Source organism: Barrientosiimonas humi (assembly GCF_006716095.1).
Taxonomy (GTDB): Bacteria; Actinomycetota; Actinomycetes; order Actinomycetales; family Dermatophilaceae; genus Barrientosiimonas; species Barrientosiimonas humi.
Window position 1 is genome coordinate 782650 of the sequence record NZ_VFOK01000001.1, and the last position, 25969, is coordinate 808618.

23 protein-coding genes are annotated in these 25969 nt (G+C 72.5%); 14 read left to right on the forward strand and 9 right to left on the reverse strand.

Going from position 1 to position 25969, the window contains the following annotated elements:
• Window positions 1-6: 6 nt before the first annotated feature.
• A complete protein-coding gene (locus FB554_RS03735; protein WP_142004690.1) occupies window positions 7-666 on the forward strand; it encodes an ATP-dependent Clp protease proteolytic subunit in 660 nt (219 codons plus the stop codon).
• Window positions 667-850: 184 nt separating this feature from the next.
• The gene (gene clpX, locus FB554_RS03740) at window positions 851-2134 is read left to right on the forward strand and encodes an ATP-dependent Clp protease ATP-binding subunit ClpX (RefSeq protein WP_142004691.1); all 1284 of its coding nucleotides are present in this window, start codon (window positions 851-853) and stop codon (window positions 2132-2134) included.
• Window positions 2135-2952: 818 nt separating this feature from the next.
• On the opposite strand, the gene FB554_RS03745 is transcribed toward clpX, so the two are convergent.
• From FB554_RS03745 to FB554_RS03765, 5 genes are read right to left on the reverse strand one after another with little or no spacing between them, the layout of a single operon-like run.
• On the reverse strand, window positions 2953-3519 hold the full coding sequence (locus tag FB554_RS03745) for a hypothetical protein (RefSeq protein ID WP_142004692.1): 567 nt from the start codon (window positions 3517-3519) through the stop codon (window positions 2953-2955).
• The gene (locus tag FB554_RS03750) at window positions 3516-4862 is read right to left on the reverse strand and encodes a DUF58 domain-containing protein (protein WP_142004693.1); all 1347 of its coding nucleotides are present in this window, start codon (window positions 4860-4862) and stop codon (window positions 3516-3518) included. The genes FB554_RS03745 and FB554_RS03750 overlap by 4 nt, the downstream gene beginning before the upstream one ends.
• A complete protein-coding gene (locus FB554_RS03755) occupies window positions 4859-5839 on the reverse strand; it encodes an AAA family ATPase (protein ID WP_142004694.1) in 981 nt (326 codons plus the stop codon). Before FB554_RS03755 ends, FB554_RS03750 begins: the two co-directional genes overlap by 4 nt.
• Window positions 5836-6324 (reverse strand): hypothetical protein, encoded by a 489-nt coding sequence (locus FB554_RS03760; protein ID WP_142004695.1) that lies wholly within the window; start codon window positions 6322-6324, stop codon window positions 5836-5838. Before FB554_RS03760 ends, FB554_RS03755 begins: the two co-directional genes overlap by 4 nt.
• Window positions 6321-7022: a DUF4129 domain-containing protein gene (locus FB554_RS03765; protein WP_142004696.1), complete on the reverse strand. Its 702-nt coding sequence runs from the start codon at window positions 7020-7022 to the stop codon at window positions 6321-6323. Before FB554_RS03765 ends, FB554_RS03760 begins: the two co-directional genes overlap by 4 nt.
• Window positions 7023-7165: 143 nt before the next feature.
• On the opposite strand from FB554_RS03765, the gene FB554_RS03770 reads away from it, so the two are divergent.
• Window positions 7166-7756, forward strand: a complete 591-nt coding sequence (locus tag FB554_RS03770; RefSeq protein ID WP_142004697.1) for a hemerythrin domain-containing protein — start codon at window positions 7166-7168, stop codon at window positions 7754-7756.
• 156 nt (window positions 7757-7912) lie between these two features.
• Here the strand turns inward: FB554_RS03770 and valS are convergent, their stop codons facing one another.
• Window positions 7913-10558: a valine--tRNA ligase gene (gene valS, locus FB554_RS03775; RefSeq protein WP_142004698.1), complete on the reverse strand. Its 2646-nt coding sequence runs from the start codon at window positions 10556-10558 to the stop codon at window positions 7913-7915.
• Window positions 10559-10670: 112 nt separating this feature from the next.
• On the opposite strand from valS, the gene FB554_RS03780 reads away from it, so the two are divergent.
• Window positions 10671-11402, forward strand: a complete 732-nt coding sequence (locus FB554_RS03780) for a GAD-like domain-containing protein (RefSeq protein ID WP_170206770.1) — start codon at window positions 10671-10673, stop codon at window positions 11400-11402.
• Between the two features lie 53 nt (window positions 11403-11455).
• Here the strand turns inward: FB554_RS03780 and FB554_RS03785 are convergent, their stop codons facing one another.
• Window positions 11456-12817 carry an FAD-binding oxidoreductase gene (locus FB554_RS03785; RefSeq protein WP_142004700.1) on the reverse strand — a complete coding sequence of 454 codons (1362 nt, stop codon included), beginning with the start codon at window positions 12815-12817 and terminating at the stop codon, window positions 11456-11458.
• A gap of 386 nt (window positions 12818-13203) precedes the next feature.
• Here FB554_RS03785 and ileS point away from each other — a divergent pair, with 386 nt between their 5' ends.
• The 6 genes from ileS to ndk are packed head-to-tail and all read left to right on the forward strand — an operon-like array spanning window position 13204 to window position 20087.
• Complete coding sequence (ileS, locus tag FB554_RS03790) at window positions 13204-16491, forward strand: isoleucine--tRNA ligase (RefSeq protein ID WP_142004701.1); 3288 nt, start codon at window positions 13204-13206, stop codon at window positions 16489-16491.
• Entirely contained in the window at window positions 16488-17000 is a 513-nt protein-coding gene (locus FB554_RS03795) for a GNAT family N-acetyltransferase (RefSeq protein WP_142004702.1), read from the forward strand. The genes ileS and FB554_RS03795 overlap by 4 nt, the downstream gene beginning before the upstream one ends.
• Window positions 16997-18400: a bifunctional folylpolyglutamate synthase/dihydrofolate synthase gene (locus FB554_RS03800; protein ID WP_142004703.1), complete on the forward strand. Its 1404-nt coding sequence runs from the start codon at window positions 16997-16999 to the stop codon at window positions 18398-18400. The genes FB554_RS03795 and FB554_RS03800 overlap by 4 nt, the downstream gene beginning before the upstream one ends.
• Window positions 18397-18795, forward strand: coding sequence for a DUF4233 domain-containing protein (locus tag FB554_RS03805; protein ID WP_236022254.1), 399 nt, complete (start codon window positions 18397-18399; stop codon window positions 18793-18795). The genes FB554_RS03800 and FB554_RS03805 overlap by 4 nt, the downstream gene beginning before the upstream one ends.
• Window positions 18792-19631, forward strand: a complete 840-nt coding sequence (locus FB554_RS03810; RefSeq protein WP_142004704.1) for an undecaprenyl-diphosphate phosphatase — start codon at window positions 18792-18794, stop codon at window positions 19629-19631. The genes FB554_RS03805 and FB554_RS03810 overlap by 4 nt, the downstream gene beginning before the upstream one ends.
• Before the next feature lie 27 nt (window positions 19632-19658).
• Window positions 19659-20087, forward strand: a complete 429-nt coding sequence (gene ndk / locus FB554_RS03815) for a nucleoside-diphosphate kinase (protein WP_142004705.1) — start codon at window positions 19659-19661, stop codon at window positions 20085-20087.
• Window positions 20088-20136: 49 nt separating this feature from the next.
• Here ndk and FB554_RS03820 read toward each other — a convergent pair whose 3' ends face one another.
• A complete protein-coding gene (locus FB554_RS03820) occupies window positions 20137-20688 on the reverse strand; it encodes a MarR family winged helix-turn-helix transcriptional regulator (protein ID WP_142004706.1) in 552 nt (183 codons plus the stop codon).
• 86 nt (window positions 20689-20774) lie between these two features.
• On the opposite strand from FB554_RS03820, the gene mreB reads away from it, so the two are divergent.
• The 4 genes from mreB to mrdA are packed head-to-tail and all read left to right on the forward strand — an operon-like array spanning window position 20775 to window position 25182.
• On the forward strand, window positions 20775-21803 hold the full coding sequence (mreB, locus tag FB554_RS03825; RefSeq protein ID WP_142004707.1) for a rod shape-determining protein: 1029 nt from the start codon (window positions 20775-20777) through the stop codon (window positions 21801-21803).
• A 3-nt stretch (window positions 21804-21806) separates the two neighbouring features.
• Window positions 21807-22649, forward strand: coding sequence for a rod shape-determining protein MreC (gene mreC, locus FB554_RS03830; protein WP_142004708.1), 843 nt, complete (start codon window positions 21807-21809; stop codon window positions 22647-22649).
• Entirely contained in the window at window positions 22646-23146 is a 501-nt protein-coding gene (locus FB554_RS03835) for a rod shape-determining protein MreD (protein ID WP_142004709.1), read from the forward strand. The genes mreC and FB554_RS03835 overlap by 4 nt, the downstream gene beginning before the upstream one ends.
• Window positions 23143-25182 carry a penicillin-binding protein 2 gene (gene mrdA / locus FB554_RS03840; protein WP_142004710.1) on the forward strand — a complete coding sequence of 680 codons (2040 nt, stop codon included), beginning with the start codon at window positions 23143-23145 and terminating at the stop codon, window positions 25180-25182. Before FB554_RS03835 ends, mrdA begins: the two co-directional genes overlap by 4 nt.
• A 70-nt stretch (window positions 25183-25252) precedes the next feature.
• Here mrdA and FB554_RS03845 read toward each other — a convergent pair whose 3' ends face one another.
• Window positions 25253-25969, reverse strand: coding sequence for a nitroreductase family protein (locus FB554_RS03845; RefSeq protein WP_142004711.1), 717 nt, complete (start codon window positions 25967-25969; stop codon window positions 25253-25255).

Here is a 25969-nt window from a genome sequence, read left to right on the forward strand (position 1 = left end):
AACGACATGACCAACCTGTACGACCACGCCGAAGGTCGCTATCGCGGCCCGCAGCCGACGAGTCGCTACATCCTCCCGCAGTTCGAGGAGCGCACCTCCTACGGCATGAAGCGGACCGACCCCTACACCAAGCTGTTCGAGGACCGGATCATCTTCCTCGGGGTGCAGGTCGACGACGCCTCGGCCGACGACATCATCGCCCAGCTGATCGTGCTGGAGAGCCAGGACCCCGACCGCGACATCCTGATGTACATCAACAGCCCGGGCGGTTCGTTCACGGCGCTGACCGCGATCTACGACACCATGCAGTACATCCGCCCCGACGTGCAGACGTTCGTCGTCGGGCAGGCCGCCTCCGCGGCCGCGGTGCTGCTCGGTGCCGGCGCGCCCGGCAAGCGGTTCGCCCTGCCGAACTCGCGCATCCTCATCCACCAGCCGGCGATGGAGGGTGCGGGCGGTCAGGCGTCCGACGTCGAGATCCAGGCCAACGAGATCTTCCGCATGCGCGAGTGGCTCGAGGAGACCCTGGCTCAGCACACCGGCCGCACCAAGGAGCAGGTCGAGCAGGACATCGAGCGAGACAAGATCCTCACGGCCGAGCAGGCCAAGGAGTACGGCCTCGTCGACCAGGTGCTCACCAGCCGCAAGGCATCCTTCGAGGACTGATTCCGCTCGTAGCGGACACGCCTGGCGCGGCGTGGAGCACGCCGGGTGTGATGGGTTTCAATGGGAGTCCGGTCGCTCTCGTGGCGACCGGGCTTCCCCACATCGGGGTAGCAGCCAGCCAGGCAGCACGAGCAAGCACAGCACGAGCACGGCACCACACTCGTACTTCAGGAGGACGACGCACATGTCACGCATCGGAGACGGCGGCGACCTGCTGAAGTGCTCCTTCTGCGGCAAGTCGCAGAAGCAGGTCAAGAAGCTCATCGCCGGCCCCGGGGTCTACATCTGCGACGAGTGCATCGACCTGTGCAACGAGATCATCGAGGAGGAGCTCGCCGAGTCCTCCGAGCTGGGGCTGGACCACCTGCCCAAGCCGCGCGAGATCTACGAGTTCCTCGAGCAGTACGTCGTCGGCCAGGACATCGCCAAGCGCGCCCTGGCCGTGGCGGTCTACAACCACTACAAGCGCATCCAGGCCGCCGAGAAGCCGGCGAAGAAGGATGCCGAGTCGATCGAGATCGCCAAGTCCAACATCCTGCTGATCGGCCCCACCGGCTGCGGCAAGACCTACCTGGCGCAGACGCTGGCGAAGATGCTCAACGTGCCGTTCGCGATCGCCGACGCCACCGCGCTCACCGAGGCCGGCTATGTCGGTGAGGACGTCGAGAACATCCTGCTCAAGCTGATCCAGGCGGCCGACTTCGACGTGAAGAAGGCCGAGACCGGGATCATCTACATCGACGAGATCGACAAGGTCGCCCGCAAGAGCGAGAACCCCTCGATCACCCGCGACGTGTCCGGCGAGGGCGTGCAGCAGGCGCTGCTGAAGATCCTCGAGGGCACCACGGCGTCGGTGCCGCCGCAGGGCGGGCGCAAGCACCCGCACCAGGAGTTCATCCAGATCGACACCACCAACGTGCTGTTCATCGTGGGTGGCGCGTTCGCGGGTCTGGAGAAGCTCATCGAGCAGCGCTCCGGCAAGCAGGGTCTGGGCTTCGGCTCCGAGCTGCGCGCGGCCAAGGAGGCCGCCGAGCACTTCGACGACGTGCTGCCCGAGGACCTGATGAAGTTCGGGCTGATCCCCGAGTTCATCGGCCGGCTCCCGGTCATCACGACCGTCGCGCCGCTCGACCGCGAGGGCCTGGTCTCGATCCTCACCGAGCCGCGCAACGCCCTGGTCAAGCAGTACGAGAAGATGTTCGAGATCGACGGCGTCGAGCTGGAGTTCACCGAGGACGCCGTCGGCGCCGTCGCCGAGCAGGCGATGCTGCGCGGCACCGGCGCCCGCGGCCTGCGCGCGATCATGGAGGAGGTCCTCCTCCCGGTGATGTTCGACGTCCCGAGCGACGACGACATCGCCCGCGTGGTCGTGACCCGCGAGGTCGTGCTCGACAACGTCAACCCCACGATCGTGCGCCGCGAGCAGCCGCAGGCCCGGAAGCGTACGCAGCGCAAGGAATCCGCCTGACCCCAGGTGGTCGAAACGGGCTTCCCCAGCTGGTCGAGCGTCGCCCTGAGTAGCGCGAGGGACGAGACACCCCCAAGGTGGTCGAGTAGGCCGGAGCGAAGCGGAGGCCGTATCGAGACCCGTCGGCTCGCTCTGTGGTCACCGAACGGCGCCTGGAAGCGGTGAGCGGGTGCCTGGTTGGCCGGCCTGGCGGCTCGCGGTGGTGACGTTCCTGACAGAGCCTGACGTTGTTGACACGGACTGGCGTTGTTGACAGACGTGCGTGCTGTAGCAGCACTTTGTGTCAACAACGCGGGGTCGTGTCGAGATCGTGGGGTCGTGTCAGGACCGTCCCCGTCCGCGACCACTCTGGTGCCGTACGCCGTCGGCGACTCGCGAATCCGACGTCACTACAGGCGTACTCACGCCTCCCGGCGCCTTTCGGTCACCACGAGCAGGTCACCTGGTCTCGATACGGCCTCGCCCAGCGGCTCGCCCTACTCGACCACCGTGGTGGGTGACCTGGTCTCGATACGGCCTGCGCTAGCGCTCCGGCCTACTCGACCAGCGTGGTGGGTGACCTGGTCTCGATACGGCCTGCGCTAGCGCTCCGGCCTACTCGACCAGCGTGGTGGGTGACCTGGTCTCGATACGGCCTGCGCTAGCGCTCCGGCCTACTCGACCAGCGTGGTGGGTGACTTGGTCTCGATACGGCCTCCACTAGCGCTCCGGCCTACTCGACCAGCGTGGTGGGTGACTTGGCCTCGATACGGCCTGCGCTAGCGCTCCGCCCTACTCGACCAGCGTGGTTGGGTGACCTGGTCTCGATGCCGCCTCCGCTAGCGCTCGACCGCCTTGGGGGCGGGGGTCTCTGGGGGTGGGTCGGCGCGGACCAGGCGGGGGAGGGCCAGGGTCGTGGCGGCGACGGCGGCGAGGCCGAGGACGGTGAACGCCTCCAGCCGCAGGTCGCCGACGGCAAGGCCGCGGGTGAGCAGCCAGACGGCGGCGGGGGTGATCGCGACCAGGGCTACCCGGCGCACGTAGCGCCGCAGCACCACCGGCGCCGGCGGCGGGCCGTCGGGAGCGGCGTTGAGCAGCGCCTGCACCGCGAAGATCACCAGCAGCGCGCACGCCGCCGGGATGCTCCAGGCGCTCAGCGGGTCGGGCTGGGCGAACCACCAGACCAGGGGCGAGGCCGGCACCAGCAGCTGCGCGGGCATGCTGGCGGGCAGCACCAGGACCACACCGAACAGGGCGAGCCAGGCGAGGGCGTACCACGAGGGGGAGCCGGCCACGGTGAGCAGGACCAGGAAGACGGTGCCGGCCAGCAGCAGCCAGACCTCGAGCAGCAGCGCGCTCCGGTGGGCGGTGCGCAGCCGGTCAGCGACCTGCTCGGCCCACCTCATCGGGCCCTCACCCGCGGGCGGGGACGGGCGCTTAGCTGGCGCAGCACCTGGTCGAGCGAGCCGGGTCCGCGCCACGGCACGACGGGCAGCCCGAGGCGGCGGATCCGGTCGATCTCCAGCCCGCGCTCCAGCTGCCGCAGCCGCCAGGCGAGACCGACCAGCGGGTCGTCGGAGCGGCCGATGCGGGCGTCCGGAGGCAGGCAGTCGACCACGATCACGCTGTGCCCGTGCGCGGCCAGCCGCAGCACGAAGCCGGTGTGCTCCTCGTCGACGAGCGGCGTGAGCACGATGACGAGCGCGCCGGGGCCCGCGCGCAACGGACGCGGCCGGCGGGTACGTCTGCCGAGCCCGGCCACGTCGACGTGCACCCGGCTGAGCGTGTCCAGGATGCGGCGGTGCTGGCGCAGGCCCACCCCGAGCGCGACGTGCAGCGGGTCGGGTGCGTGCACGGTCAGCTCGACCCGTTCACCGCGGCGCAGCAGGTGCTGGGCCAGCGCCGCCGCGGCCCGCACGCCCCGGTCGAGCGAGCTGGCCGCGCCGTCGACGCCCTCGCTGGTGCCGACGTCGACCGAGGCGTCGAGCACGAGGTGGACCTCGGCGTCCTCCTCGGCATAGGTCGTGCGCACGTGCAGCTCACCGGTGCGCGCCGACACCGGCCAGTGGATGCGCCGCAGCCGGTCGCCCGCCTGGAACGGCCGTATGTCGGCGAACTCGCTCCCGTCGCCGCGGCGCCGACTGCGGTTCTGCCCGACGAGACCCTGGGGGTGCGGCGTCGTGGCGTCGAGGTCGAACAGCAGCGCACCGGGCGTCACCTGCAGGGTGGGCGGAGTCACGTCGATGGGGCCGAATCGATAAGCGTTCCAAGGGGATACGGCGGTCACCGCGGTGCCACCGAGGCGCTGAGCGCCCCACCGCAGCGCGCGGACGGTGATGTCCTGCCGCGCCGTGTCACCGTCCACCGGCGTGACGATCTCGCCGAACGGCGGGTCGGTGTCGAGGAACCGTCGGCCCTCGACGGTGGTGACCACCTGGTCGGCGTCGCCCACGTCGGTCAGCTCCATCGACCAGCGCGCCGACCCGCCCTCGTGCAGCACGGCCGGCTGCAGCTCGACGGTCAGCCGGGGCGCGCGCGTGGGGCGGGTGGCCAGCGACCACGCGAGCACGACGACGAACGGGGTGGCCAGCACGAGCAGGTCGACCCGACGGGTCAGGGCAGCGGCCGCGCCGGCCAGCACCGCCGTCGCCAGCGCCTGCAGCAGCGTCGGGGTCGGACGCCAGCGCTGGATCGCCGTGCGCGACGCCGTGACGTCACGCCGGTAGCCGAGCGGCCCCGTCTGGCTCATGCCGACGCTTCACCCGCGTCGACGGTCGGCGGCGCGGGCACCTCGCCGACCAGGCCGCGGATCGCGGAGGTCGTGGTGTGCTCGCTCATCCACAGCTCCGGCCGCAGGCTCACCCGGTGGGCCAGCACCGGCACGGCGACGGCCTTGACGTCTTCGGGCACGACGTAGTCGCGGCCGCGCAGCACCGCGATCGCCCGGGCCATGAGCATCAGGGCGAGCGAGCCGCGCGGCGAGGATCCCAGCTGCAGCAGCGGGTGCTCACGGGTGGCCGCGGCGAGCCGCACGCAGTAGTCGATGACCGTCGGCTCGACGTCGACCTGCTCGACGGTGCGCTGCAGCGCCAGCAGCTGCTCGGCGTCGAGCAGCGCCGGCAGCGCGGTCTCCTCCTGACGGCGCCGGACGCGCCGGCGCAGCACGTCGGACTCCTCCTCGAGCGTCGGGTAGCCGAACGACACCCTCGTGAGGAACCGGTCGAGCTGGGCCTCGGGGAGGGGGTAAGTCCCTTCGTACTCAACGGGATTCGCGGTCGCGACGACGTGGAACGGCCGCGGCAGCGGGAAGGTGGTGCCCTCGACGGTGACCTGCCGCTCCTGCATCGCCTCGAGCAGTGCCGACTGCGTCTTCGGCGGGGTGCGGTTGATCTCGTCGGCGAGCAGCAGCCCGGTGAACAGCGGACCCTCGCGGAAGTCGAACTCGCGGCGCGACTGGTCGAAGACGTACGACCCGGTCAGGTCCGCGGGCAGCAGGTCGGGGGTGAACTGGGCGCGGGTGAAGCGCAGCCCGAGCGTCTGGGCGATCGAGCGCGCGGCGAGGGTCTTGCCCAGGCCGGGGAAGTCCTCGAGCAGCACGTGCCCGCCGGCCAGGATGGTCGCGAGCACCAGCTCGAGCGGGCGTCGCTTGCCCACGACCACCTGCTCGACCTGGTCGAGCACTGCTCCGGCCGTACGACTGGTGCTGGCGATGTCTGGTGTGTTCACAGGTCCTCGATCCGGGTGAGCAGGGTGTGCAGGCGGTCGGGCGGGACGATCGGGGCGGGGTCGGCGCGCAGGTAGGCGGCCAGGTCGCCGGGCAGCGACGAGGGCTCGCGCCACGACTCGGGGCCGGCGCGCTGCGCCACCGCACGGCGCAGCAGGTCCTGCACCTGGGCGGCGGCCGGCCGGCTCGGCGAGCCGTCCGTGGGCTGCTGGCCGGCCATCTCGACGAGCCGGCGGGTGCCCGTGACCTGCCACTCGGTGCGGGTGCGGGTGGGCGCGGGATGCCAACCGCGCCAGTCGGGCCGGGCGATCTCGTCGTCGCCGAGGTCGCCCAGCAGCCACACCAGCGCGAACAGCACGGTGAGCGACAGCAGCACGCCCGGCCACGACGGGGAGGTGTACAGCCACGCGAGCAGCGCGGTGAGCGCCACCCAGGTGACCAGCAGCGTGAGCACCCGGTTGCGCCACTGCATGCGCCGGGTGATCACGACGGCTCCCGCGCGGCGACGGGCAGAGTCGCGTGGACCCGGCGCAGGGCGACCTCGGCGCGCTCGCGGTCGGCGTCGTTGAGCGGGTGCTGCGAGAAGCGCGCCTCGCGGTAGAGCCCGGCGATCGTGCGCAGCGCGTCGGGGTCGACCGCGAGGTCGTCGAGCACGCGGACGGTCAGCTCCGACGAGGTCTCCGAGGGGCGCCGGGTCACCCCAGCCGCCGCGACCGACTGCTGCAGGGTGACCCACGCGCGCACGATCGCCTCGCGCGGCTCGCCCTCGCGCAGCGCGGCGAAGTGGCTCGCGGCGTCGCGGTGCAGCTGCTCGGGCAGGCTGGGCGGGGGCTCCACCGGCGTCGACTCCGGCGCGCGACGGCGGCTGCGCAGCACCCGGACGACGGCTGCGGTCAGCAGGAGCAGCAGGAAGACGGCGACGACGGCCACGACCCCGGTGAGCGCCATCCCCATCCAGGCCATCGGGGGCCCGGACGCCGCGGTCGGGCTGACCGACGCGGTCGGCGCCGTCGAGGTCGCGGGCGGCGGTTGCAGGGTCGCGCTCGGGAGCGCCCGGTCGCTGGAGGCCGGTTGCACGACGGGGGCTCCGTGCGTGGTCGCGAGCATCAGCGCGACGATGACGAGCGCGGCGGCCGCGGCGACGACCGTGCTGCGCGTCGACACCCCGCGCAGCCGTTCCCCCATGACGAGCGACTCTAACCGCGCGCGGCGGCCGAGGCGTGCAACTGCGCACCCCGCCACGGACCGGCCGCACCCGCAAGGGGGTGGTGCGTGGGGCGTACGTGCGGGTGGGATGTGGGGGCCCCACCCCAGACACAGGAGGATTCGTGGACATCACCGAGGAGATCCAGCGCCAGCACGACGAGCAGCGGCACGCGTTCGCCCTGCTCGAGGAGTGGCCGCGCGACGACACCGACGGCCTCGCCGCGGTGTGGGGGCGGCTGGCGATCCTGCTGGAGAACCACGCCGAGGCGGAGGAGCGCTACTTCTACCCGGAGCTGCTCAAGCTCGGCACCGGTGCGGGCGATGCGCCCGACGTCGAGGAGGAGGCCGAGGACGCGGTCCACGACCACAACAACATCCGCAAGGCGATCCGGCGCGCGCGCCGGGCCAAGACCGGGTCGAAGGCGTGGTGGACGGCGGTGACCGACTGCAACGTCGCCAACAGCACGCACATGGCCGAGGAGGAGCGGCAGGACCTCGCCGACTTCCGGCAGCAGGCGAGCCTGGAGCTGCGGCACGAGATCGCGGTGAAGTTCCTGCGCTACGAGGCGATCAAGGGGGCGACTGGCGAGGCGCCGGTGGACAAGGACCCCGAGGAGTTCATCGAGAAGCACAAGAAGAAGGGCCCGGTCGCCAAGGCGAAGAAGTCGGCCGGACGCCAGCGCAAGTCGGTGCAGGGGAGCGAGACGGAGTAGTCGCCCGGCACGGTCCACCCGCCCGGCATCGAACGACGGCGGCACAGGTCGTACGACGGCGGACCACGTAATAGGTGGGCCGCCGTCGTCGTACGTGGGCCGCCGTCGTCGTCGGCGGGCGGGGTCAGGCCGTCGGCTGCTTGGGCGGGGGCGGGGTCAGGCCGTGGGCTGCTTGGGCGGGGGCGGGACCAGCTCGGCGTCGCGGATGGCCAGCTCGTCGCCGGTGGCGTAGTCGAGCCCGACGATCTTGCCGGCGGCGCGCAGGTCGGCCTCGGCCGCGCGCACCAGCTCCAGCTCGGCGTCGGGGGCGGCGAGCGTCATCGAGGACACCTCCGCGCGCATGCCGAGCTTGGCGTCGGACTTGGCCCGGCGCACCCCGGCCAGCGCCCGGCCGACGGTGTCGAGCAGCGCCGGGTCACCCTCGTGGTCCAGCTCGTCGGTCGTGGGCCACGACTGCCGGTGGACCGACCCCTCCTGCCACCACGACCAAACCTCCTCGGTGGAGTAGGGCAGGAACGGCGCGAGCAGCCGCAGCAGCACCCCGAGCGCCAGGCGCAGCGTCGCCCGCGCGCTCGCGGCCGCCTCGTCACCCTGGCCGCCGTAGGCGCGGTCCTTGACCAGCTCGATGTAGTCGTCGCAGAACGTCCAGAAGAACGTCTCGGTCAGCTCCAGGCTGCGGGTGTAGTCCCACGTCTCGTAGCTGCGGGTCGCGTCGTCGACGACCTGGCGCAGACCGGCGATCACCGACCGGTCCAGCGGGTGGGTGATCTGCGCGCGCAGGTCGCCCTCGACCTCGCCCATGGTCAGCGCGAACTTGCTCGCGTTGAGCACCTTCATCGCCAGGCGACGGCCGACCTTCATCTGGCCGGTGTCGTAGGCCGCGTCCATGCCGAGCCGGCCCGAGGCCGCCCAGTAGCGCACGGCGTCGGCGCCGAACTGGCGGATGACGTCCTCGGGGGTCTCGGCGTTGCCCTTGGACTTCGACATCTTCTTGCGGTCGGGGTCGAGGATCCAGCCGCTGATCGCGGCGCCGGTCCACGGCACCGTGCCGTGCTCGAAGCTGCTGCGCACCACCGTCGCGAACAGCCAGGTGCGGATGATGTCGTGGCCCTGCGGGCGCAGGTCCATCGGGAAGATCTTCGCGAACAGCTCGGGGTCGTTGCGCTCGCCCGCGTCGCTCGCGAGCTCCCAGCCGCTCACGATCTGCGGCGTCAGCGACGAGGTCGCCCAGGTGTCCATCACGTCGGGGTCGGCGACGAATCCGCCTGGTACGCCTCGCTGCTCGGCGGTGTAACTCTCCGGCACGTCGGTGGTCGGGTCGACCGGGAGCGACTCCTCGGCCGCGAAGATCGGGTTCTCGTGGTCGGGCTCGCCCTCGGCGTCGAGGGGGTACCAGACCGGGAAGGGCACGCCGAAGAACCGCTGCCGCGAGATCAACCAGTCGCCGTTCAGGCCGGCGATCCAGTTGGCGTAGCGGCTGCGCATGAACGAGGGGTGGAAGTCGATGTCGTCACCGCGCGCGATGAGTTGCTCGCGCAGCTGCTCGTCGCGGCCGCCGTTCTTGATGTACCACTGGCGGCTGGTGACGATCTCGAGCGGCTTGTCGCCCTTCTCGAAGAAGTTCGCCTTGCGCTGGGTCGGCCTGGGGTCGCCGACCAGGTCGCCCGACTCGCGCAGCGCCTGCACCGTGCCCTCGCGCGCGGAGTGCACCGTCTTGGTGGCGAGCTGGTCGGCGTACAGGCCGGCGCCGGGGCCACCGGCGATCCACTCGGGCGTCTCCTCCTGGAACCGCCCGTTGCGGGTGATGACCGAGCGGGTCGGCAGCTGCAGCTCGCGCCACCACATCACGTCGGTCAGGTCGCCGAAGGTGCAGCACATCGCGATGCCCTTGCCCTTGTCGGGCTCCGCCGCGGGGTGCGCCAGCACCGGCACCTCGACGCCGAACAGCGGTGTGGTCACAGTGGATCCGAACAACGACTGGTATCGCTCGTCGTCGGGGTGAGCGATCAGCGCGACGCACGAGACGACCAGCTCGGGGCGGGTGGTCTCGATCTCGACGACCTCGCCGCCGGGGCGGTGGAAGGTCAGCGTGTGGAACGCGCCGGGGTAGTCGCGGGCCTCGAGCTCGGCCTGCGCGACGGCCGTCTGGAACGTGACGTCCCACAGCCCCGGCGCGTCGGCCTGGTAGGCCTCGCCGCGGCGCACGTTGCGCAGGAACGCCTGCTGCGACACCGCCCGGGAGCGGTCGTCGACGGTGCGGTAGGTCTGGGTGAAGTCCACGGACGCGCCGAGCGTGCGGAAGAGCGACTCGAACGAGACCTCGTCGGCCTCGGTCAGCTCCTCGCACAGCTCCACGAAGTTCGCGCGCGAGATCGGCTGCTGCGCGGACGCCTTGCTGGACTTGCCCTCTCCGCCGCGCTGCGGCGGGGAGTAGTCACGGACGTACGGCTGGCTGTTGTCGCCGCGCACGCCGTAGTAGTTCTGCACGCGGCGCTCGGTCGGCAGGCCGTTGTCGTCCCAGCCGATCGGGTAGAACACCTCCTTGCCGCGCATGCGCATGTAGCGGGCGAGGCAGTCGGTGTGCGTGTAGGAGTAGACGTGACCCACGTGCAGGCTGCCGCTCGCGGTCGGCGGGGGAGTGTCGATCGCGAACACCTGCTCGCGCGGCAGCGACAGCGCCCGCTCGCGGTCGAAGCGGTAGGTGCCCTCGTCGTGCCATACCTGTCCCCACTTGTCCTCGAGCCCGTCGACGGTCGGCTTGTCGGGGACCCGCGCGGAGCGCGGTTCGGGGGTCGCAGTCATAGGCGTCATGGTCCCAGACGTGGCGGGGCGGACCGAACCGGGTTTCGCACCCGTCGAGTACCGTCTTACCTCGGCATCGACGACCATCGGCGTGCAGCGCGCAGGAGGAACCATGAGCGACCAGTTCGGCGGATACCCCCAGCAGGGGCAGCAGCCGGGCTACGCGCCCGCCCAGGGTGGCTACGGCCAGCCGGGCAGCTACCAGCCGCAGCCGGCGTACGGCCAGCAGCAGGGCGGGTGGGGCGAGCAGCCCGCGCAGCGCGGCGGGGCCTCCGGCGGCCAGCTCGCGGCCTTCGTCCAGCAGTACGCCCCCGACCAGGGCACCGAGGTCCCGGGCGAGGAGTTCCTGCGCTACGCCGAGGGCAAGGCGCCGGCCGCGCTCGTCGAGCTGTGGCGGACGTACGGCATCGGCTTCTACGGCGAGCAGCGGCTCGCCGTCGTCGACCCGGGCGAGTGGATCGACGTCCTGCAGACCTGGCTCGGCGAGGACGTCACGTCGTTCCCGATCGCGGTGACGAGCTTCGGGCACGTCTACCACTACGACAACCAGGGCGGCCGCGAGCGGATCCAGTGCCTCGACCCGCACTTCCAGACCAACACCGTGGTCGGCGACGACCTGGTGGCCTTCTTCAACCAGCACCTGCCCTCGCCGCAGTCGCACGTGTCGGACCTGGAGGGGCCGCGCGGCGGCGCCCGCGCCAAGCTCGGCCCGCTCGCTGAGGGGGAGCTGTACTACTTCGAGCCGATCCTGGCGCTCGGCGGCACGGTCAGCCCCGACACGCTGGCCAAGGGCGACGGCCCCACCCACCTGAAGCTGATCCACGAGCGGGTCCTCGCGGCCTGAGGGAGGGGCGCAGGGCCGGCTCGGCGACGACGGAGGAGCTGAGCCCAAAGGGATCAGTACGGGCGGCCGGGGTTGAGGATGCCCAGCGGGTCGAAGAGCTGCTTGATCGCCCGCTGCCGCGCCATCTCTGTCTCGCCGAGCTCCTGCGGCAGCCAGCGGCGCTTGAGCGACCCGACCCCGTGCTCGCCGGTGACGGTGCCGCCCATGTCGAGCGCGGTGCGCACGATCTCGGCGAACGCCTCCTCGGCGACCTCGCGGCTGTCGTCGCCCTCGGTGAAGAACAGGCACGGGTGCAGGTTGCCGTCGCCGCCGTGCCCGGACAGCACGATCGGCACGTCGCGCCGCGCGCAGATGTCGCGTGCGGTGGCGATCAGGTCGCCGAGCCGCGTCACCGGCACGCAGACGTCCTCGATGAAGTGCGGCCCCTTCAGCTCCAGCGCCGGGGCGAGCGCCCGGCGGCCGGCCATGAGCGCGTCGGCCTCCTGCGCGTCGTCGGCGACGGCGACCTCTCCGGCGCCGCAGGCCTCGAGCAGCTCGGCATACCGCTGTACGTCCTCGCCGGCGTGACCAGGCCGGTCGGACTGGACGAGCAGCACCGCCTCGGCCTCCTCCGGGAAGCCGAAGTCCTCCATCGCCTGGATCGCCTGCAGCGACGTGCGGTCGAGCACCTCGATCAGGTTGGGGCCGTTGCGCTCGGCCCGCAGCTGCACCATCGCGCGCGTGGCGTCGTCGAGCGAGTCGAACGTCGCGAGCACGGTGAGCGCCGGGTCGGGCGCCGGCACCAGCCGCGCCACCACCTCGGTCACGACCCCGAGCTGCCCCTCGGACCCGACGAACAGCCCGGTCAGGTCGAGGCCGGCGACGCCCTTGGCGGTGCGGTGCCCGGTGCGGACGACCTCGCCGCCGGCGAGCACCACCTCCAGGCCGCGCACGTAGTCGCCGGTGACGCCGTACTTCACGCAGCACAGGCCGCCGGCGTTGGTGGCGACGTTGCCGCCGATGGTGCTCATCGGGCCTGACGCCGGGTCGGGCGGGTAGTACAGGCCCTCGGCCGCAGCTGCCCGCTTCAGGTCCGCGTTGATCACGCCGGGGCCGACGACGGCGTACTTCTCGGCGGTGTTGATCTCCAGCGCCTTCAGCGCCTCGACGTTGAGCACGATGCTGCCCTCGAGCGCGCTCGCGGCGCCGCACAGCGACGTGCGCGCGCCCTGCGGCACGACCGGGATGCGGTGCGCCTGCGCGTGCTCCAGCACCGCCACCACGTCGTCGCGGTCGCGGGCGCGCACCACCACGAACTCCTCGGGTGCGGCGGAGCCGAGCGAGGCGTCGGTGGCGTACGACGTCGCGACGTCGGGGTCGGTGACCACCCGGCCGTCGGGCAGGGCGGGCAGCGGGACGGCTGCGGTGGTGCTCATGGAGTCATCTTGCCTCCGACGACCCGGGGCATTCGTACATTCGGACAGGACGAAGCCCCGCCTGCCGGCGCCGTTGCGCGCGATGCGGGGGTGCCGATCTCGTTCGTCCTGTCCAGATGCACGCCGGCTGGGCCATGACGGCTGGGGCATAACCGGGTGGCGCCGCGGTGGCGTCCGGCGCGTAGAATCGGCGTACAGGCGCCTGAGCCGTCATCAGCGGCGAGCCTCCGGAAGAACGGTGCGTCAGCACTCACTAGACCCGGACGGGACGAGCCCGTCACAGCTCACGATCGAGCGGTCGCGCGAGCGGCAAGCGAGGTGGTACCGCGGTGCATCCCGGAGCGGGGGCACCGTCCTCGTGGCAGGCACGAGACAGGAAGCCACCGATGCCCTACCCCCAGGTCGACACCAGCGCAGGAGACGAGCGCGCCCACGGCGTGCCGCAGACCCCTGACCTGCCGCGCATCGAGCAGGGCGTCCTGGACTACTGGGACCGCGACGACACCTTCCGCGCCTCGGTCGAGCAGCGCGCCGCCGGCACCGACGGGGACAACGAGTTCGTCTTCTACGACGGCCCGCCCTTCGCGAACGGGCTGCCGCACTACGGCCACCTGCTGACCGGCTACGTCAAGGACCTCATCCCGCGCTACATGACGATGCGCGGCAAGCGGGTCGAGCGCCGCTTCGGCTGGGACACCCACGGGCTGCCGGCCGAGCTCGAGGCGATGCGCCAGCTCGGCCTGAAGACCAAGGACGAGATCCTCGAGATGGGCGTCGACCGGTTCAACGCGGCCGCCCGCGAGTCGGTGCTGCGCTACACCCAGGAGTGGGAGGCCTACGTCCGGCGGATGGGGCGCTGGGTCGACTTCGAGAACGACTACAAGACGCTCAACCCCGACTTCATGGAGTCGGTCCTTTGGGTGTTCAAGAGCCTCTACGACAAGGGCCTGGTCTACGAGGGCTTCCGCGTCCTGCCCTACTGCTGGAACGACGAGACCCCGCTGTCCAACCACGAGCTGCGGATGGACGAGGACGTCTACCAGATGCGGCAGGACCCGGCGGTCACCGTCGGGCTGCGCGCGACCGACGGCGACCTGGCGGGGGCGTTGCTGCTGATCTGGACCACGACCCCGTGGACCCTGCCGAGCAACCTCGCGATCGTCGTCGGCCCCGACATCGACTACGTCGTCGTGGAGTCGGACCTGCCGACCGGCACCACCGAGCGGTACGTCCTCGCGGAGTCGCGCGTGCCGGCGTACGCCCGCGAGCTGTTCGGCGACCCGAAGGCCGACTGGTCCGGCCGGGTCGTCAAGCGGCTCAAGGGCGCTGAGCTCATGGGCACGCACTACGACCCGCCGTTCTCCTACTACGCCGGGCGCGAGAACGCCTTCCGCGTCGTCGACGGCGACTTCGTCACGACCACCGACGGAACGGGTCTGGTGCACACCGCGGGCGCATTCGGTGAGGACGACCTCGTCGTGACCAACCGCGAGGGCATCGAGGCCGTGATGCCGGTCGGGCCCGACGGGCGGTTCACCGAGCCGGTCGTGGAGTACGAAGGCATGCAGGTGTTCGACGCCAACCTGCACATCATCGACCACCTCAAGGCCGCCACGAAGGGCGAGCCGGCGGGGTCGGTCACGCCCGGCACGGTGCTGCTCAAGCGGGAGAGCTACGACCACTCCTACCCGCACTGCTGGCGGTGCCGGAACCCGTTGATCTACAAGGGCGTCAGCTCCTGGTTCGTCGCGGTCACCCGGATCAAGGACGCGATGCTGCGCACCAACCAGGAGATCACCTGGGTGCCCGACAACGTCAAGGAAGGGCAGTTCGGACGCTGGCTGGAGAACGCCCGCGACTGGTCGATCACGCGAAACCGCTTCTGGGGCAGCCCGGTTCCCGTGTGGGTGTCCGACGACCCGGCCTTCCCGCGGGTCGACGTCTACGGCTCGTTCGCCGAGCTGGAGCGCGACTTCGGCCGCCTGCCGCGCGGCGAGGACGGCGAGCCGAACCTGCACCGGCCGTACGTCGACGAGCTGACCCGGCCGAACCCCGACGACCCGTCGGGGAAGGCGACCATGCGTCGCGTCGAGGACGTGCTCGACGTGTGGTTCGACTCCGGGTCGATGCCCTACGGCCAGGTGCACTACCCGTTCGAGAACGCCGACTGGTTCGAGCACCACTTCCCGGCCGACTTCATCGTCGAGTACATCGGGCAGACCCGCGGCTGGTTCTACACGCTGCACGTGCTCGCGGCGGCGCTGTTCGACAAGCCGGCGTTCGGCTCGGTGATCTGTCACGGCATCGTGCTGGGCTCGGACGGGCAGAAGATGAGCAAGTCGCTGCGCAACTACCCCGACGTGTCGGAGGTCTTCCAGCGCGACGGCGCCGACGCGATGCGCTGGTTCCTCATGCAGAGCCCGATCCTGCGCGGCGGCAACCTGGCCGTGACCGAGGAGGGCATCCGGCAGGGCGTGCGCCAGGTCGTGATCCCGCTGTGGAGCAGCTGGTACTTCTTCAGCCTGTACGCCAACGCCGAGGGATACGAGGCGAACTGGTCGACCCGTTCGACGGATCCGCTCGACCGGTACGTCCTCGCCAAGCTTCGTGACCTCGTCGTCGACGTCGAGGGCCGGCTCGACCGGTACGACATCGCCGGCGCGTGCGACAGCGTGCAGGGCTTCGTCGAGGTGCTCACGAACTGGTACATCCGTCGCTCCCGCGAGCGGTTCTGGTCGACGGGCGGCGACGGCGCGGCGGAGGGCGCCTTCGACACGCTCTACACCGTGCTGGAGGTGCTGAGCCGGGTCGCGGCGCCGCTGCTGCCATTCACCACCGAGCAGATCTGGCGCGGGCTGACCGGCGCCCGGTCGGTGCACCTGACCGACTGGCCCGACGCCACCGACCTGCCGGCCGACGCCGAGCTGGTCGCGGCGATGGACCAGGTTCGCGCGGTCTGCTCGGCCACCCTCGCGCTGCGCAAGGCGGAGCGCCTGCGGGTGCGTCTGCCGCTCGCCGACCTGACGGTGGTGACGACGGATCCCGTTGCGCTGCAGCCGTTCTCGGACCTCATCGCCGACGAGGTCAACGTGCGTCAGGTGCGGTTGCTCGACGTCAACGACCCCGACGCCGACGAGTTCGGGGTGCAGCAGCGACTGACCGTCAACGCGCGCGCGGCCGGCCCGCGGCTCGGCAAGGACGTGCAGCAGGCCATCAAGGGCTCCAAGTCCGGCGACTGGGCGGTCGACGCCGAGGGCGTGGTGACCTCCGGCGGGCTGACGCTCGAGCCCGGCGAATTCACCCTCGAGACGGTCGTGGGGGAGCAGGCCAGCGCGGGACGCGCGGTGCAGATGCTGCCCGGCGGCGGGTTCGTCGTGCTCGACACCCGGGTCACCGAGGAGCTGGCCCGCGAGGGTCTGGCGCGCGACATCGTGCGCGCCGTGCAGGACGCGCGCCGCGGCGCCGGGCTCAGCGTGGGCGACCGCATCTCGCTCAGCCTGGTCGGCGACGACGAGGTGTGGCAGGCCGCGGTGACCCACCAGGCGCTGATCATGACCGAGACCCTCGCGGTGCAGTTCGGCGCGGGCGGCGAGGGCCACCAGCTGGAGGGCGTGACCACGGCGCTGGGCGACGGCCGGAAGGTGACGATCGCGATCAGCAAGGTGGGCTCATGAGCGGCGAGCCGGACGTGGTCGTACGCCGGGCGGACGGGGACGATCTGGTCGCCGTCGTCGACATCGGGCGGCGCACCTGGCCGGTGACGTTCGGGCCGATCGCGGGGGAGGACTACGTCGCGATGGGCCTGGCGAAGTGGTGGACGCAGGAGGCGACGATCCCGGCGATCCGGCAGGGGCGGGTGAGCGTGGCCGAGCTCGGTGGCGAGGTCGTCGGGATGAGCAGCGTCGGGATGAACGACCACAAGCTGTGGATGTGGAAGCTGTACGTGCTGCCCGAGCACCAGGGGGCCGGTGTCGGGGGCGCGCTGATGCGCGCCGCGGTGCACAAGGCGGCCGCCGACGGCTACGACGAGCTGTGGCTGTCCTACCTCAAGGGCAACGACCAGGCCGCAGCGTTCTATCGTCACCACGGCTTCACCGAGGTCGAGGAAGAGCACGGTGGGTCGGGTCTGCCCGACAGCATCGTGGCCCGCCGCCCCATCACACCGGAGGACGCGACCGCATGACCCCCCGCCCCGACGCCGCCCAGCAGGAGGCGGCGCGCCAGCTCGAGCTGCGTCAGCGGATGCGCGAGATCGAGGAGGCCATCCTCGCCCGCACGCCGGAGAGCAACCCCGAGCCGACGCTGCACCGGGTGGCCCGCTGCATGGAGCTGCTCGGCGACCCGCAGCGCAGCTTCCCGCTGGTGCACCTCACCGGCACGAACGGCAAGACCACGACGGCGCGCATCATCGAGCAGGTGCTGCGCGAGACCGGCCTGTCGACCGGTCGGTTCACCAGCCCGCACCTGCACGACATGCGCGAGCGAATCTCGTTGAACGGCAACGCGATCAGCCGCGAACGGTTCATCGACACGTGGGAGGACGTGCTCCCGTTCATCGAGATGGTCGACGCGGAGTCGGTCGCCGACGGCGGCCCGCGGATGACGTACTTCGAGGTGCTGGTGGTGGTGGCCTACGCCGCGTTCGCCGACGCCCCGATCGACGTCGCGATCGTCGAGGTCGGGCTCGGTGGGGTCTGGGACGCCACCAACGTGGCCGACGCCGCCGTCGCCGTCATCACGCCGGTCGCGATCGACCACGAGCGGCTACTCGGTGACTCCCTCGAGCTCATCGCGACCGAGAAGCGGGGCATCATCAAGCCCGGCAGCATCGCCGTCGTGGCGCGGCAGGAGCCCGAGGTCGAGGAGCTCGTTCTGGAGCGCGCCGAGGAGGTCTCCGCGGTCGTACGCCGGGAGGACCGGGAGTTCGGCGTCACCGAGCGCGAGCCGGCCGTGGGCGGCCAGCAGATCACGGTGCAGGGGCTCGCGGCGACGTATCCCGACCTGTTCCTGCCGCTGTTCGGCGAGCACCAGGCGCACAACGCGGCCCTGGCCGTCGCGGCGGTCGAGGCCTTCCTCGGCGGGGGAGAGCAGCCGCTCGACGACGAGGTGCTGCGCGCCGGCCTGGAGGCGGTGACCTCGCCCGGGCGTCTGGAGATCGTGCGGCGGTCGCCGACGGTGCTGGTCGACGCCGCGCACAACCCGGCGGGCGCACGAGCCCTGCGCGACGCGATCAACGACTCGTTCACCTTCAACCGGCTGGTCGGTGTGCTCGCGGTGCTGCAGGACAAGGACGCCGTGGCCATGCTCGAGATCCTCGAGCCGGTGCTCGACCACGTGGTGGTCAGCCGCACGACCTCGCCGCGGGCGCTCGACCCGCAGGTGCTCGGCCGCGAGGCCGAGGAGATCTTCGGCGAGGACCGGGTCACGGTCGTGCGCGACCTGCCCGACGCGCTGGACCGGGCCGCCGAGCTCGCCGACGAGGGCGGCGTCGGCGGCGGTGTGCTGGCGACCGGGTCGGTGGTCACCGCGGCCGAGGTGCGGATGCTGCTCGGGGCCGACCCCGAGCGCGGGGCCGACGCGTGATCGGTCGGCTGCGCCTGGTCGGCGTCGGCGAGAAGATGACGCGGCGGCTCGCCGCCGTCGTGCTCGCCGGTCAGGCGTTCGCGCTGTTCTTCGGAGCGCTGTCCGCGTGGGGGATGAGCCGCACCCAGGAGGGGGAGCCCGCGACGGCGTACCTGCTCGTGGGGCTGGGCCTCGCGATGCTGTGCGTCGCGGTGGCCGGGATGCAGCGCCGGCCGTACGGCGTGACGCTCGGCTGGCTGCTGCAGGCAGCCACCCTCGCGAGCTCGTTCGTGGTGCCTGCCATGCTGTTCGTCGCTCTGATCTTTCTCGCCCTGTGGGTGACCGCCCTGTTCCAGGGGCACAAGATGGACGAGCTCACCCGACGTCACACCCCCTCTGACAGGAGTACTGCATGAGCTGGCTGGAGGCCGTCGTCCTCGGCATCGTCCAAGGACTCACCGAGTTCCTCCCGATCTCCTCGTCGGCGCACCAGCTGCTCGTCGCCCGGTTGTTCTTCGGCAACGACGGCGGTGGTTCGGCGTTCACGGCGATCAACCAGCTCGGCACCGAGGCCGCGGTGCTGGTCTACTTCCGGCACGACATCGTGCGGATCATCAAGCAGTGGTCGCTGTCGCTGGTCGGGCGGACCGACCGCAACGACCCCGACGCCCGGATGGGCTGGCTGGTCATCATCGGCACCATCCCGATCGGCCTGCTCGGCCTGCTGTTCCAGGACGCCATCGACTCCACGCTGCGCAACATGTGGATCACCGCGTCGATGCTGCTGCTGTTCGCGCTGGTCATCGCCGTCGCCGACTCCACCGCCAAGCAGCGCAAGGAGCTGGACCGCCTCGACGTGAAGACCGGTGTGGCCTTCGGTTTCTGGCAGGCGCTCGCGCTGATCCCCGGCGTCTCCCGCTCCGGCGGCACCATCGCCGGTGGTCTGTTCATGGGCTTCACCCGCGAGGCAGCCGCCCGCTACTCCTTCCTGCTGGCCATCCCGGCCGTGCTGGCGTCCGGGCTGTTCAAGGTCGCGACGATCTCCGAGACCGACCCCAACCCGCCGTGGGGCCAGATCCTGGTGGCGACGGTGCTGGCGTTCGTCATCGGCTACGCCGTGATCGCGTGGCTGATGCGCTACATCTCCACCCACGACTTCAAGCCGTTCGTGATCTATCGCATCGTGCTGGCGCTGGTGATCTTCGCGCTGCTGGCGTTCGGCGTGGTCGACGCGGCAGCCCCGCCGGTCTGATCTGCACCCCTGGATACAGTTGGCGCCGTGACCGACCAGATCGAGCGTTCCCTCGTCATCGTCAAGCCCGACGGCTACCGCCGTGGACTCACCGGGGAGGTGCTGCGGCGCATCGAGGCCAAGGGCTACACCCTGGTCGCGCTGCAGGTGCGGACCCCCGACCGTGAGCGCCTGGCCCAGCACTACGCCGAGCACGAGGGCAAGCCGTTCTACGAGCCGCTGGTGGAGTTCATGTCCTCCGGCCCGGCGACCTTCGCGATCATCGAGGGCCAGGGCTGCATCCCCGGCTTCCGCTCGCTCGCCGGCGCCACCAACCCGACCGAGGCCGCGCCCGGCTCCATCCGCGGCGACCTCGGCCGTGACTGGGGCCTGAAGGTGCAGCAGAACATCGTGCACGGGTCCGACTCGCCCGAGTCGGCCGCGCGCGAGATCGGGATCTGGTTCCCCGAGGCCTGAGCGGCGAGCGGGCTTGCGAGCCCCGCCCCCGACGTACGTCCGCGCGGGCTCAGCCCGCCTGCGCGGGCTCCGCGCGCTCGGCCATCGCGTCGTCGAGCCCGGCGATCGCGAGCTCCAGCAGCGAGGCGAGCTGAGCCTGCTGGTCGCGGCTGAGCCGGTCGAGCACGTTGCTCTCCATGACGTCGCTGCCGCGGATGACCCGGCGGAAGACCTGCCAGCCCTCCTCGGTGAGAGCGACCAGCACGCGGGTTCGGTTCTCCTCGTCGGGGGTGCGCGTCACCAGCTCGCGCTCGGTCATCCGGTCGAGCCGGTGGGTCATCGACGACGGCGCCACCGACAGCGCGTTCGCGAGCTGGCTCGGCGTGACCGACTGACCCGCCGGCGCGATCGCCAGGTGGGCGATGACGCCCCACTCGCCGGCGCTGAGGCCGACGTCGGTGAGCTGGTCGGTGTACCACTGCGACAGCCGCCGGGCGAGCGCGTTGACCGCGGTCACGACGCGCTGCACCGACTCGCTGCCGCCCGCTGAGACGTACGCCGCCACCTCGGCGTCGTAGCGGTCGCGGGAGCTTTCTCGGTCGGCCTTCGGGGCGCGGCTCATCCCCCTAGCGTGCCAGTGCGCGCGGTCGAGCTCCCGTGCACCCCCGCCTGCCCGCCGCAGCGCGGCCACGCCGTTACCATCGCCGGGTGGCGGGCACAGCGAGCTTCACCGGGCGGGACCTGGCGATCGATCTCGGCACCGCCAACACCCTCATCTACGAGCGCGGCAAGGGCGTCGTGCTCGACGAGCCGTCGGTCGTGGCGCTCGAGGTCGGCACTGGGCGGTTGCTGGCCGCCGGGAGCCGCGCCAAGGAGATGCTCGGCCGCACGCCCGGGCACGTGCACGTCGTGCGCCCGCTGCGCGACGGCGTGATCGACGACGCCGAGACGGCCGAGCGGATGCTGCGCTACTTCATCGCGCAGGTACGCCCGTCGCGGCTCGTGCGCCCGCGCATGGTCGTGTGCGTGCCGAGCGAGGTGACCGGCGTCGAGCGCCGGGCCCTGGAGGACGCCGCGACGCGGGCGGGTGCCCGCAAGGTCTACGTCGTCGAGGAGGCGATGGCGGCCGCGCTCGGCGCCGAGCTTCCCGTCGAGGCGGCGGCCGGCTGCATGGTGGTCGACGTGGGCGGCGGCACCAGCGACGTCGCGGTGCTCAGCCTCGGCGGCATCGTCAACGCTCGCTCGGTGCGCATCGGCGGCGACGAGATCGACGAGGCGATCGTGTCGCACGTCAAGAGCGAGTACGCCCTGCTGCTCGGCGAGCGCAGCGCCGAGGACATCAAGACCACCGTCGGCTCGGCGTTCCCGATGCGCGAGGAGCTGTCGATGCGGGTGCGCGGCCGCGACCTGATCAGCGGCCTGCCCAAGACGGTCACCATCACCTCCCAGGAGGTGCGGCGGGCCATCGAGGGACCGCTGCTGCAGATCTGCGAGCTGGTGCGCGCCACCCTCGACGTGTGCCCGCCCGAGCTCGCCGGCGACGTGCTCGACAGCGGCATCGTGCTGACCGGTGGCGGCGCCCAGCTGCGCGGCCTGGCCGAGCGGATGGGCCACGAGCTCGGTGTGCCGGTGCGGGTCACCGACGACCCGCAGCGCTCGGTCGCCCTCGGCGCGGGCCGCTGCGTCGAGGACTTCGCCGAGCTGCAGCGGGTGCTCGTCGACTCCAAGCGGTACTGACCCATGGCCCTGACCCCGCGCACCCGGCGGCGCCTGGTCGTCGGCGGAGTGGTGGCCTCGCTCGCCGTCCTCGCGGTCGACACCGCGGCGCCCACGGTCACCGACCCCGTGCGCTCCGCCGTCGCCCGGGCCGTGACGCCGGTGCAGGAGCGGCTCACCCTGCCCGCCGACAACGAGGCCGGCCGGCTGCGCCGGCAGCGCGACGAGGCGCGGCGCGCCCTGGCCCGGCGCGGCGACGACGAGCAGCTGCGCCGCGGGCTCGGCGACCTGCTCGGCTCGTCCGCGGCGGCCGACCGTCGGGTGGTCCCGGCGCGGGTCGTGGGCTTCACCCCGGCGACCGCTGCCGGGGAGCGCCAGCTGGTGACGATCGACGCGGGGTCCCGCGACGGCATACGGGCTCATCAGACGGTGATCGCGACGCAGGGCCTCGTGGGCCGCACCGTCACCGTGCGCCCGACCAGCGCCGACGTGGAGCTGGTGACCTCGCCCGGCGCCGTCGTGGGTGCCCGGGTGACGCGCAGCCGCGCCATCGGGTCGGTCGCGGCGACGCCCGGGCCGGCGGTGCCGGCGCGGCGGCCGGGGGAGGTGACGCTCACGCTGGTCGAGCTCGGCGACGTGCGCACCGGCGACCAGGTGCGCACGCTCGGCAGCGTCGACGACCGGCCGTACGTGCGTGACGTCGTGATCGGCCGGGTCGTCGGCGTCGACCCCGACCGCGGGCAGCTGGGGCGCACCGCCCGGGTCGAGCCGGCGGTCGACGTGGGGAGCCTCGACGTGGTGGGCGTCGTGCAGCCCGCGCCCGCCGACGGGCCGCGGCCGGCGGCGACCGGGACGGGGCCGTCGTGACGCTTCGGCTGCCGTCGCGGCTGGCCACGGTGCAGGCCCTGCTGCTGGTGCTCGCCGCGCTGCTCGCGGCGGTCGTGCTGCCGCGGCTCGGCCCGGTGCAGCCCGACCTGCTGGTGCCGTTCGTCGTGGCCGGGGGACTGCGCGGGGGTCGCACCACCGGGCTGCTGCTCGGTCTCGCGGCCGGCTGGCTGGTCGACCTCGTCCCGCCCGGCACCGGTGCGCTGGGCCTCAGCCCGCTGACCTACGCCGGTGCCGGCCTGGTCGCCGGCGCCGCCCACCGCTCGTCGCGCCACTCGGCCGCCCTGCCCGCCGCGACGGTGCTCGCGGCCGCCGCGGTGGTGCTCGGGGTGCGGCTGGTGGTCACCCTGCTCGACGGGCGGCCGCTGGACCTGGTGGGGGCCGGCCTCAGCCTGCTCGCGACCACGGTGATCGGCGCGGCCCTCGTGCCGCCGCTCGTGCACCACCAGCGGCGGCTCGTCCACCGGGGGCGGGCATGATCGCCCGCTGGCGGCTGCGGCGGCGCTATCGGCGTCGTGACCGGCCCTCGCGACCGGCCCGGGTGACCCGGCTCGCGGTGCTGCTCGGGCTCAGCGTGGTCATGGTGCTGGCGATGCTCGGCCGCCTCGTGCAGCTGCAGGTCGTGCAGGGCGACGACTTCGCCGACCGGGCAGCGGCGCTCGGCACGCGCACGATCTCCACCCCGGCCATCCGCGGGCGCATCTTGGCCGCTGACGGAAAAGCGTTGGTGGCCAACGGTTCTCGTGCTGTGCTCACGCTGGACCCGACGACGCTCGCCGACCAGGACGACGACGGTGCGGGGCTGCTGCGCCGCGTGGCGCCGCTGGTCGGCCGCACCCCGGAGCAGCTGCTCGAGCGCACCCGGCCGTGCGGCACCGCGGGTGCGCCCCGCCCGCCGGTGTGCTTCAGCGGCGCGCCGTACGAGCCCATCCCCATCGCCGACGACGTGCCCGTCGAGCGCGCGCTCACCCTGCTCGAACGACCCGAGGAGTTCCCGGGGCTGGGGGTGGTGGCCGAGCCGACGCGGACGTACCCCGCGCTGGGGCAGCTCAACGCCGCGCAGGTGCTGGGCTACCTGGGGCGCACCAACGCCGACGACATCCGGCGCGACCCCACGCTGACCGCCCGCGACGGCCTCGGCCGGGCCGGGCTCGAGAAGCAGTACGACGCCGCGCTGCGCGGCACGCCCGGTCGCACGGTGGTGGCGGTGGACGCGCGCGGGCTGCCGCAGCGCACGCTGCAGAACGTCGCGCCGGTCCCGGGTCAGGACGTCGTCACCAACCTCGACCCCACCGTGCAGACGGCGGCCGAGCGCGCACTCGGCTCGGCCATGAGCTCCGCTCAGGCGCAAGGGAATCCGGCCACCGCCGGCGCGATGGTGGTGCTCGACGCGAGCGACGGTTCGGTCGTCGCGATGGCGTCCGCGCCGACGTACGACCCGAACGTGTGGAGCGGCGGGATCAACAGCCTGGAGTACGCCCGGCTCACCGACCCCGCGTCCGGTGCCCCGCTGCTCAACCGGGGGACGACGTTCGCGACGGCGCCGGCGTCGACGTTCAAGGCGGTGTCGGTGCCGGCGGCCATCGCGATGGGCAACGACCCGGACGCGAGCTACGACTGCGGCCCGTCGGTGCGCATCGGCGACCGCACCTTCCGCAACTTCGAGTCGGTCGCCTTCGGGCAGATCGACATGCGCAGGGCGCTGGAGGTCTCGTGCGACACCGTCTTCTACCGCTGGGCCTACAACGCCTGGCAGCAGTCGGGCGGGCTGCGCGCGCCGGTGACCGCCACCGACCCGTTCGTCGACACGGCCCGCTCGTTCGGCCTGGGCCGGCGCACCGGCATCGACCTGCCCGACGAGGCGGCCGGGCGCATCCCCGACCGGCAGTGGAAGCGGCAGCGCTGGCTCGACACCCGCGCCACCAGCTGCCAGCGGGCGCGCACGGGCTATCCGGAGGAGACCGACCAGGCGCGCGCGAGCTATCTGCAGCGCATCGCGCAGGAGAACTGCCGCAGCGGCTACGTCTACCGCGCCGGTGACGCGGTGAACTTCTCGATCGGGCAGGGCGACGTGGCGGTCACGCCGCTGCAGCTGGCCGTGGCCTACTCCGCCGTCGCCAACGGCGGCACGCTGTGGGCCCCGCAGGTGGCGGCGGCCACCCAGCGGCCGGGCGGCGGCGCCCGGCAGGACCTCGCGCCGCGGCGGATGGGGACGGTCGACTTCCCGGGCGACTCGCTGGCCGTCGACCGGGAGGGGATGGCCGCGGTGACCCGCACCGGCACGGCCGCCGCCGCCTTCCGGGGCTTCCCGCTGGACAGCTACGGCGTCTCGGGGAAGACGGGCACCGCCGAGATCTTCGGCAAGGAGGCGACCAGCTGGTTCGCGTCCTACGGCCCGCGCACGGCCTCGGGCAAGCAGTACGTCGTCGTCGCCATGATCACCGAGTCCGGCACCGGCGCGACCTACGCTGCTCCCGCCGCCCGCAAGGTGTGGGACGTGCTGCGCACCCGGTGATGCACCGGCCGGCCCGCGATGGCGTACGGGCTCGGCTGGGTCAGCGGCTCCTGGGGCGCTGGGTCTCGGCTCAGCGGCCGCCGAGCAGCAGCACGGCCAGCGGGAGCGCGCCGGTGCGCGCGTGACCGCAGACCGCCCGCAGCCGGGAGTCGAAGGCGCCCCCGGTGGCGTACGCCGGCAGCCGGCGCTCGGCGGCCGCGAGGGACAGGCTCTGCAGCGCCGCCCCGGCCTCGAGCAGCAGGAAGCGGCCGCCGCGCTCGCCGTACTTCTCGACCACGGCGGCCGGGTCGCCGAGCAGCACCACGGCCGCCGCGGGCGGGGTGGTCGTGTCCAGGCCGCCGAGCGCCTGCTGCTCCGCCTGCCAGTCGGGGGCGGGCCCGACGTCGGTCAGCGTGTGCCGCTCGGGGTCGTGCTGGGCGACGCGGCCCGCGAGCGGGTGGTCGGTGCGCCACAGGATCACGCTGCCGCGCACCGCTCGCAGGTCTCCGGCCGACGGGTGACCCCAGCCGGAGTCGGTGCGGGCGAGGGTGCCGAGGAGGGCGGACAGGTCGCCGCGGCGCAGCGGCCGGGCGCCGAGGTCGCGGTCGGAGCGGCGCCGCCGCAGCAGCGACGTGAGCCGGCCGCGGGGGTGGCCGAGCGGGTGAGCGGGGCCGGTGCGCTGCCAGGGGTGGACGGCGGGCGGGGCGGGGTCGAACCGGCCCAGCCGCTCGGCGAACCGGCCGACGGTGAGCGGGCCGAGCTCGGAGGCCCGCCAGAAGTCGTCGAAGTGCTCGGCGGGGTCGCTCAT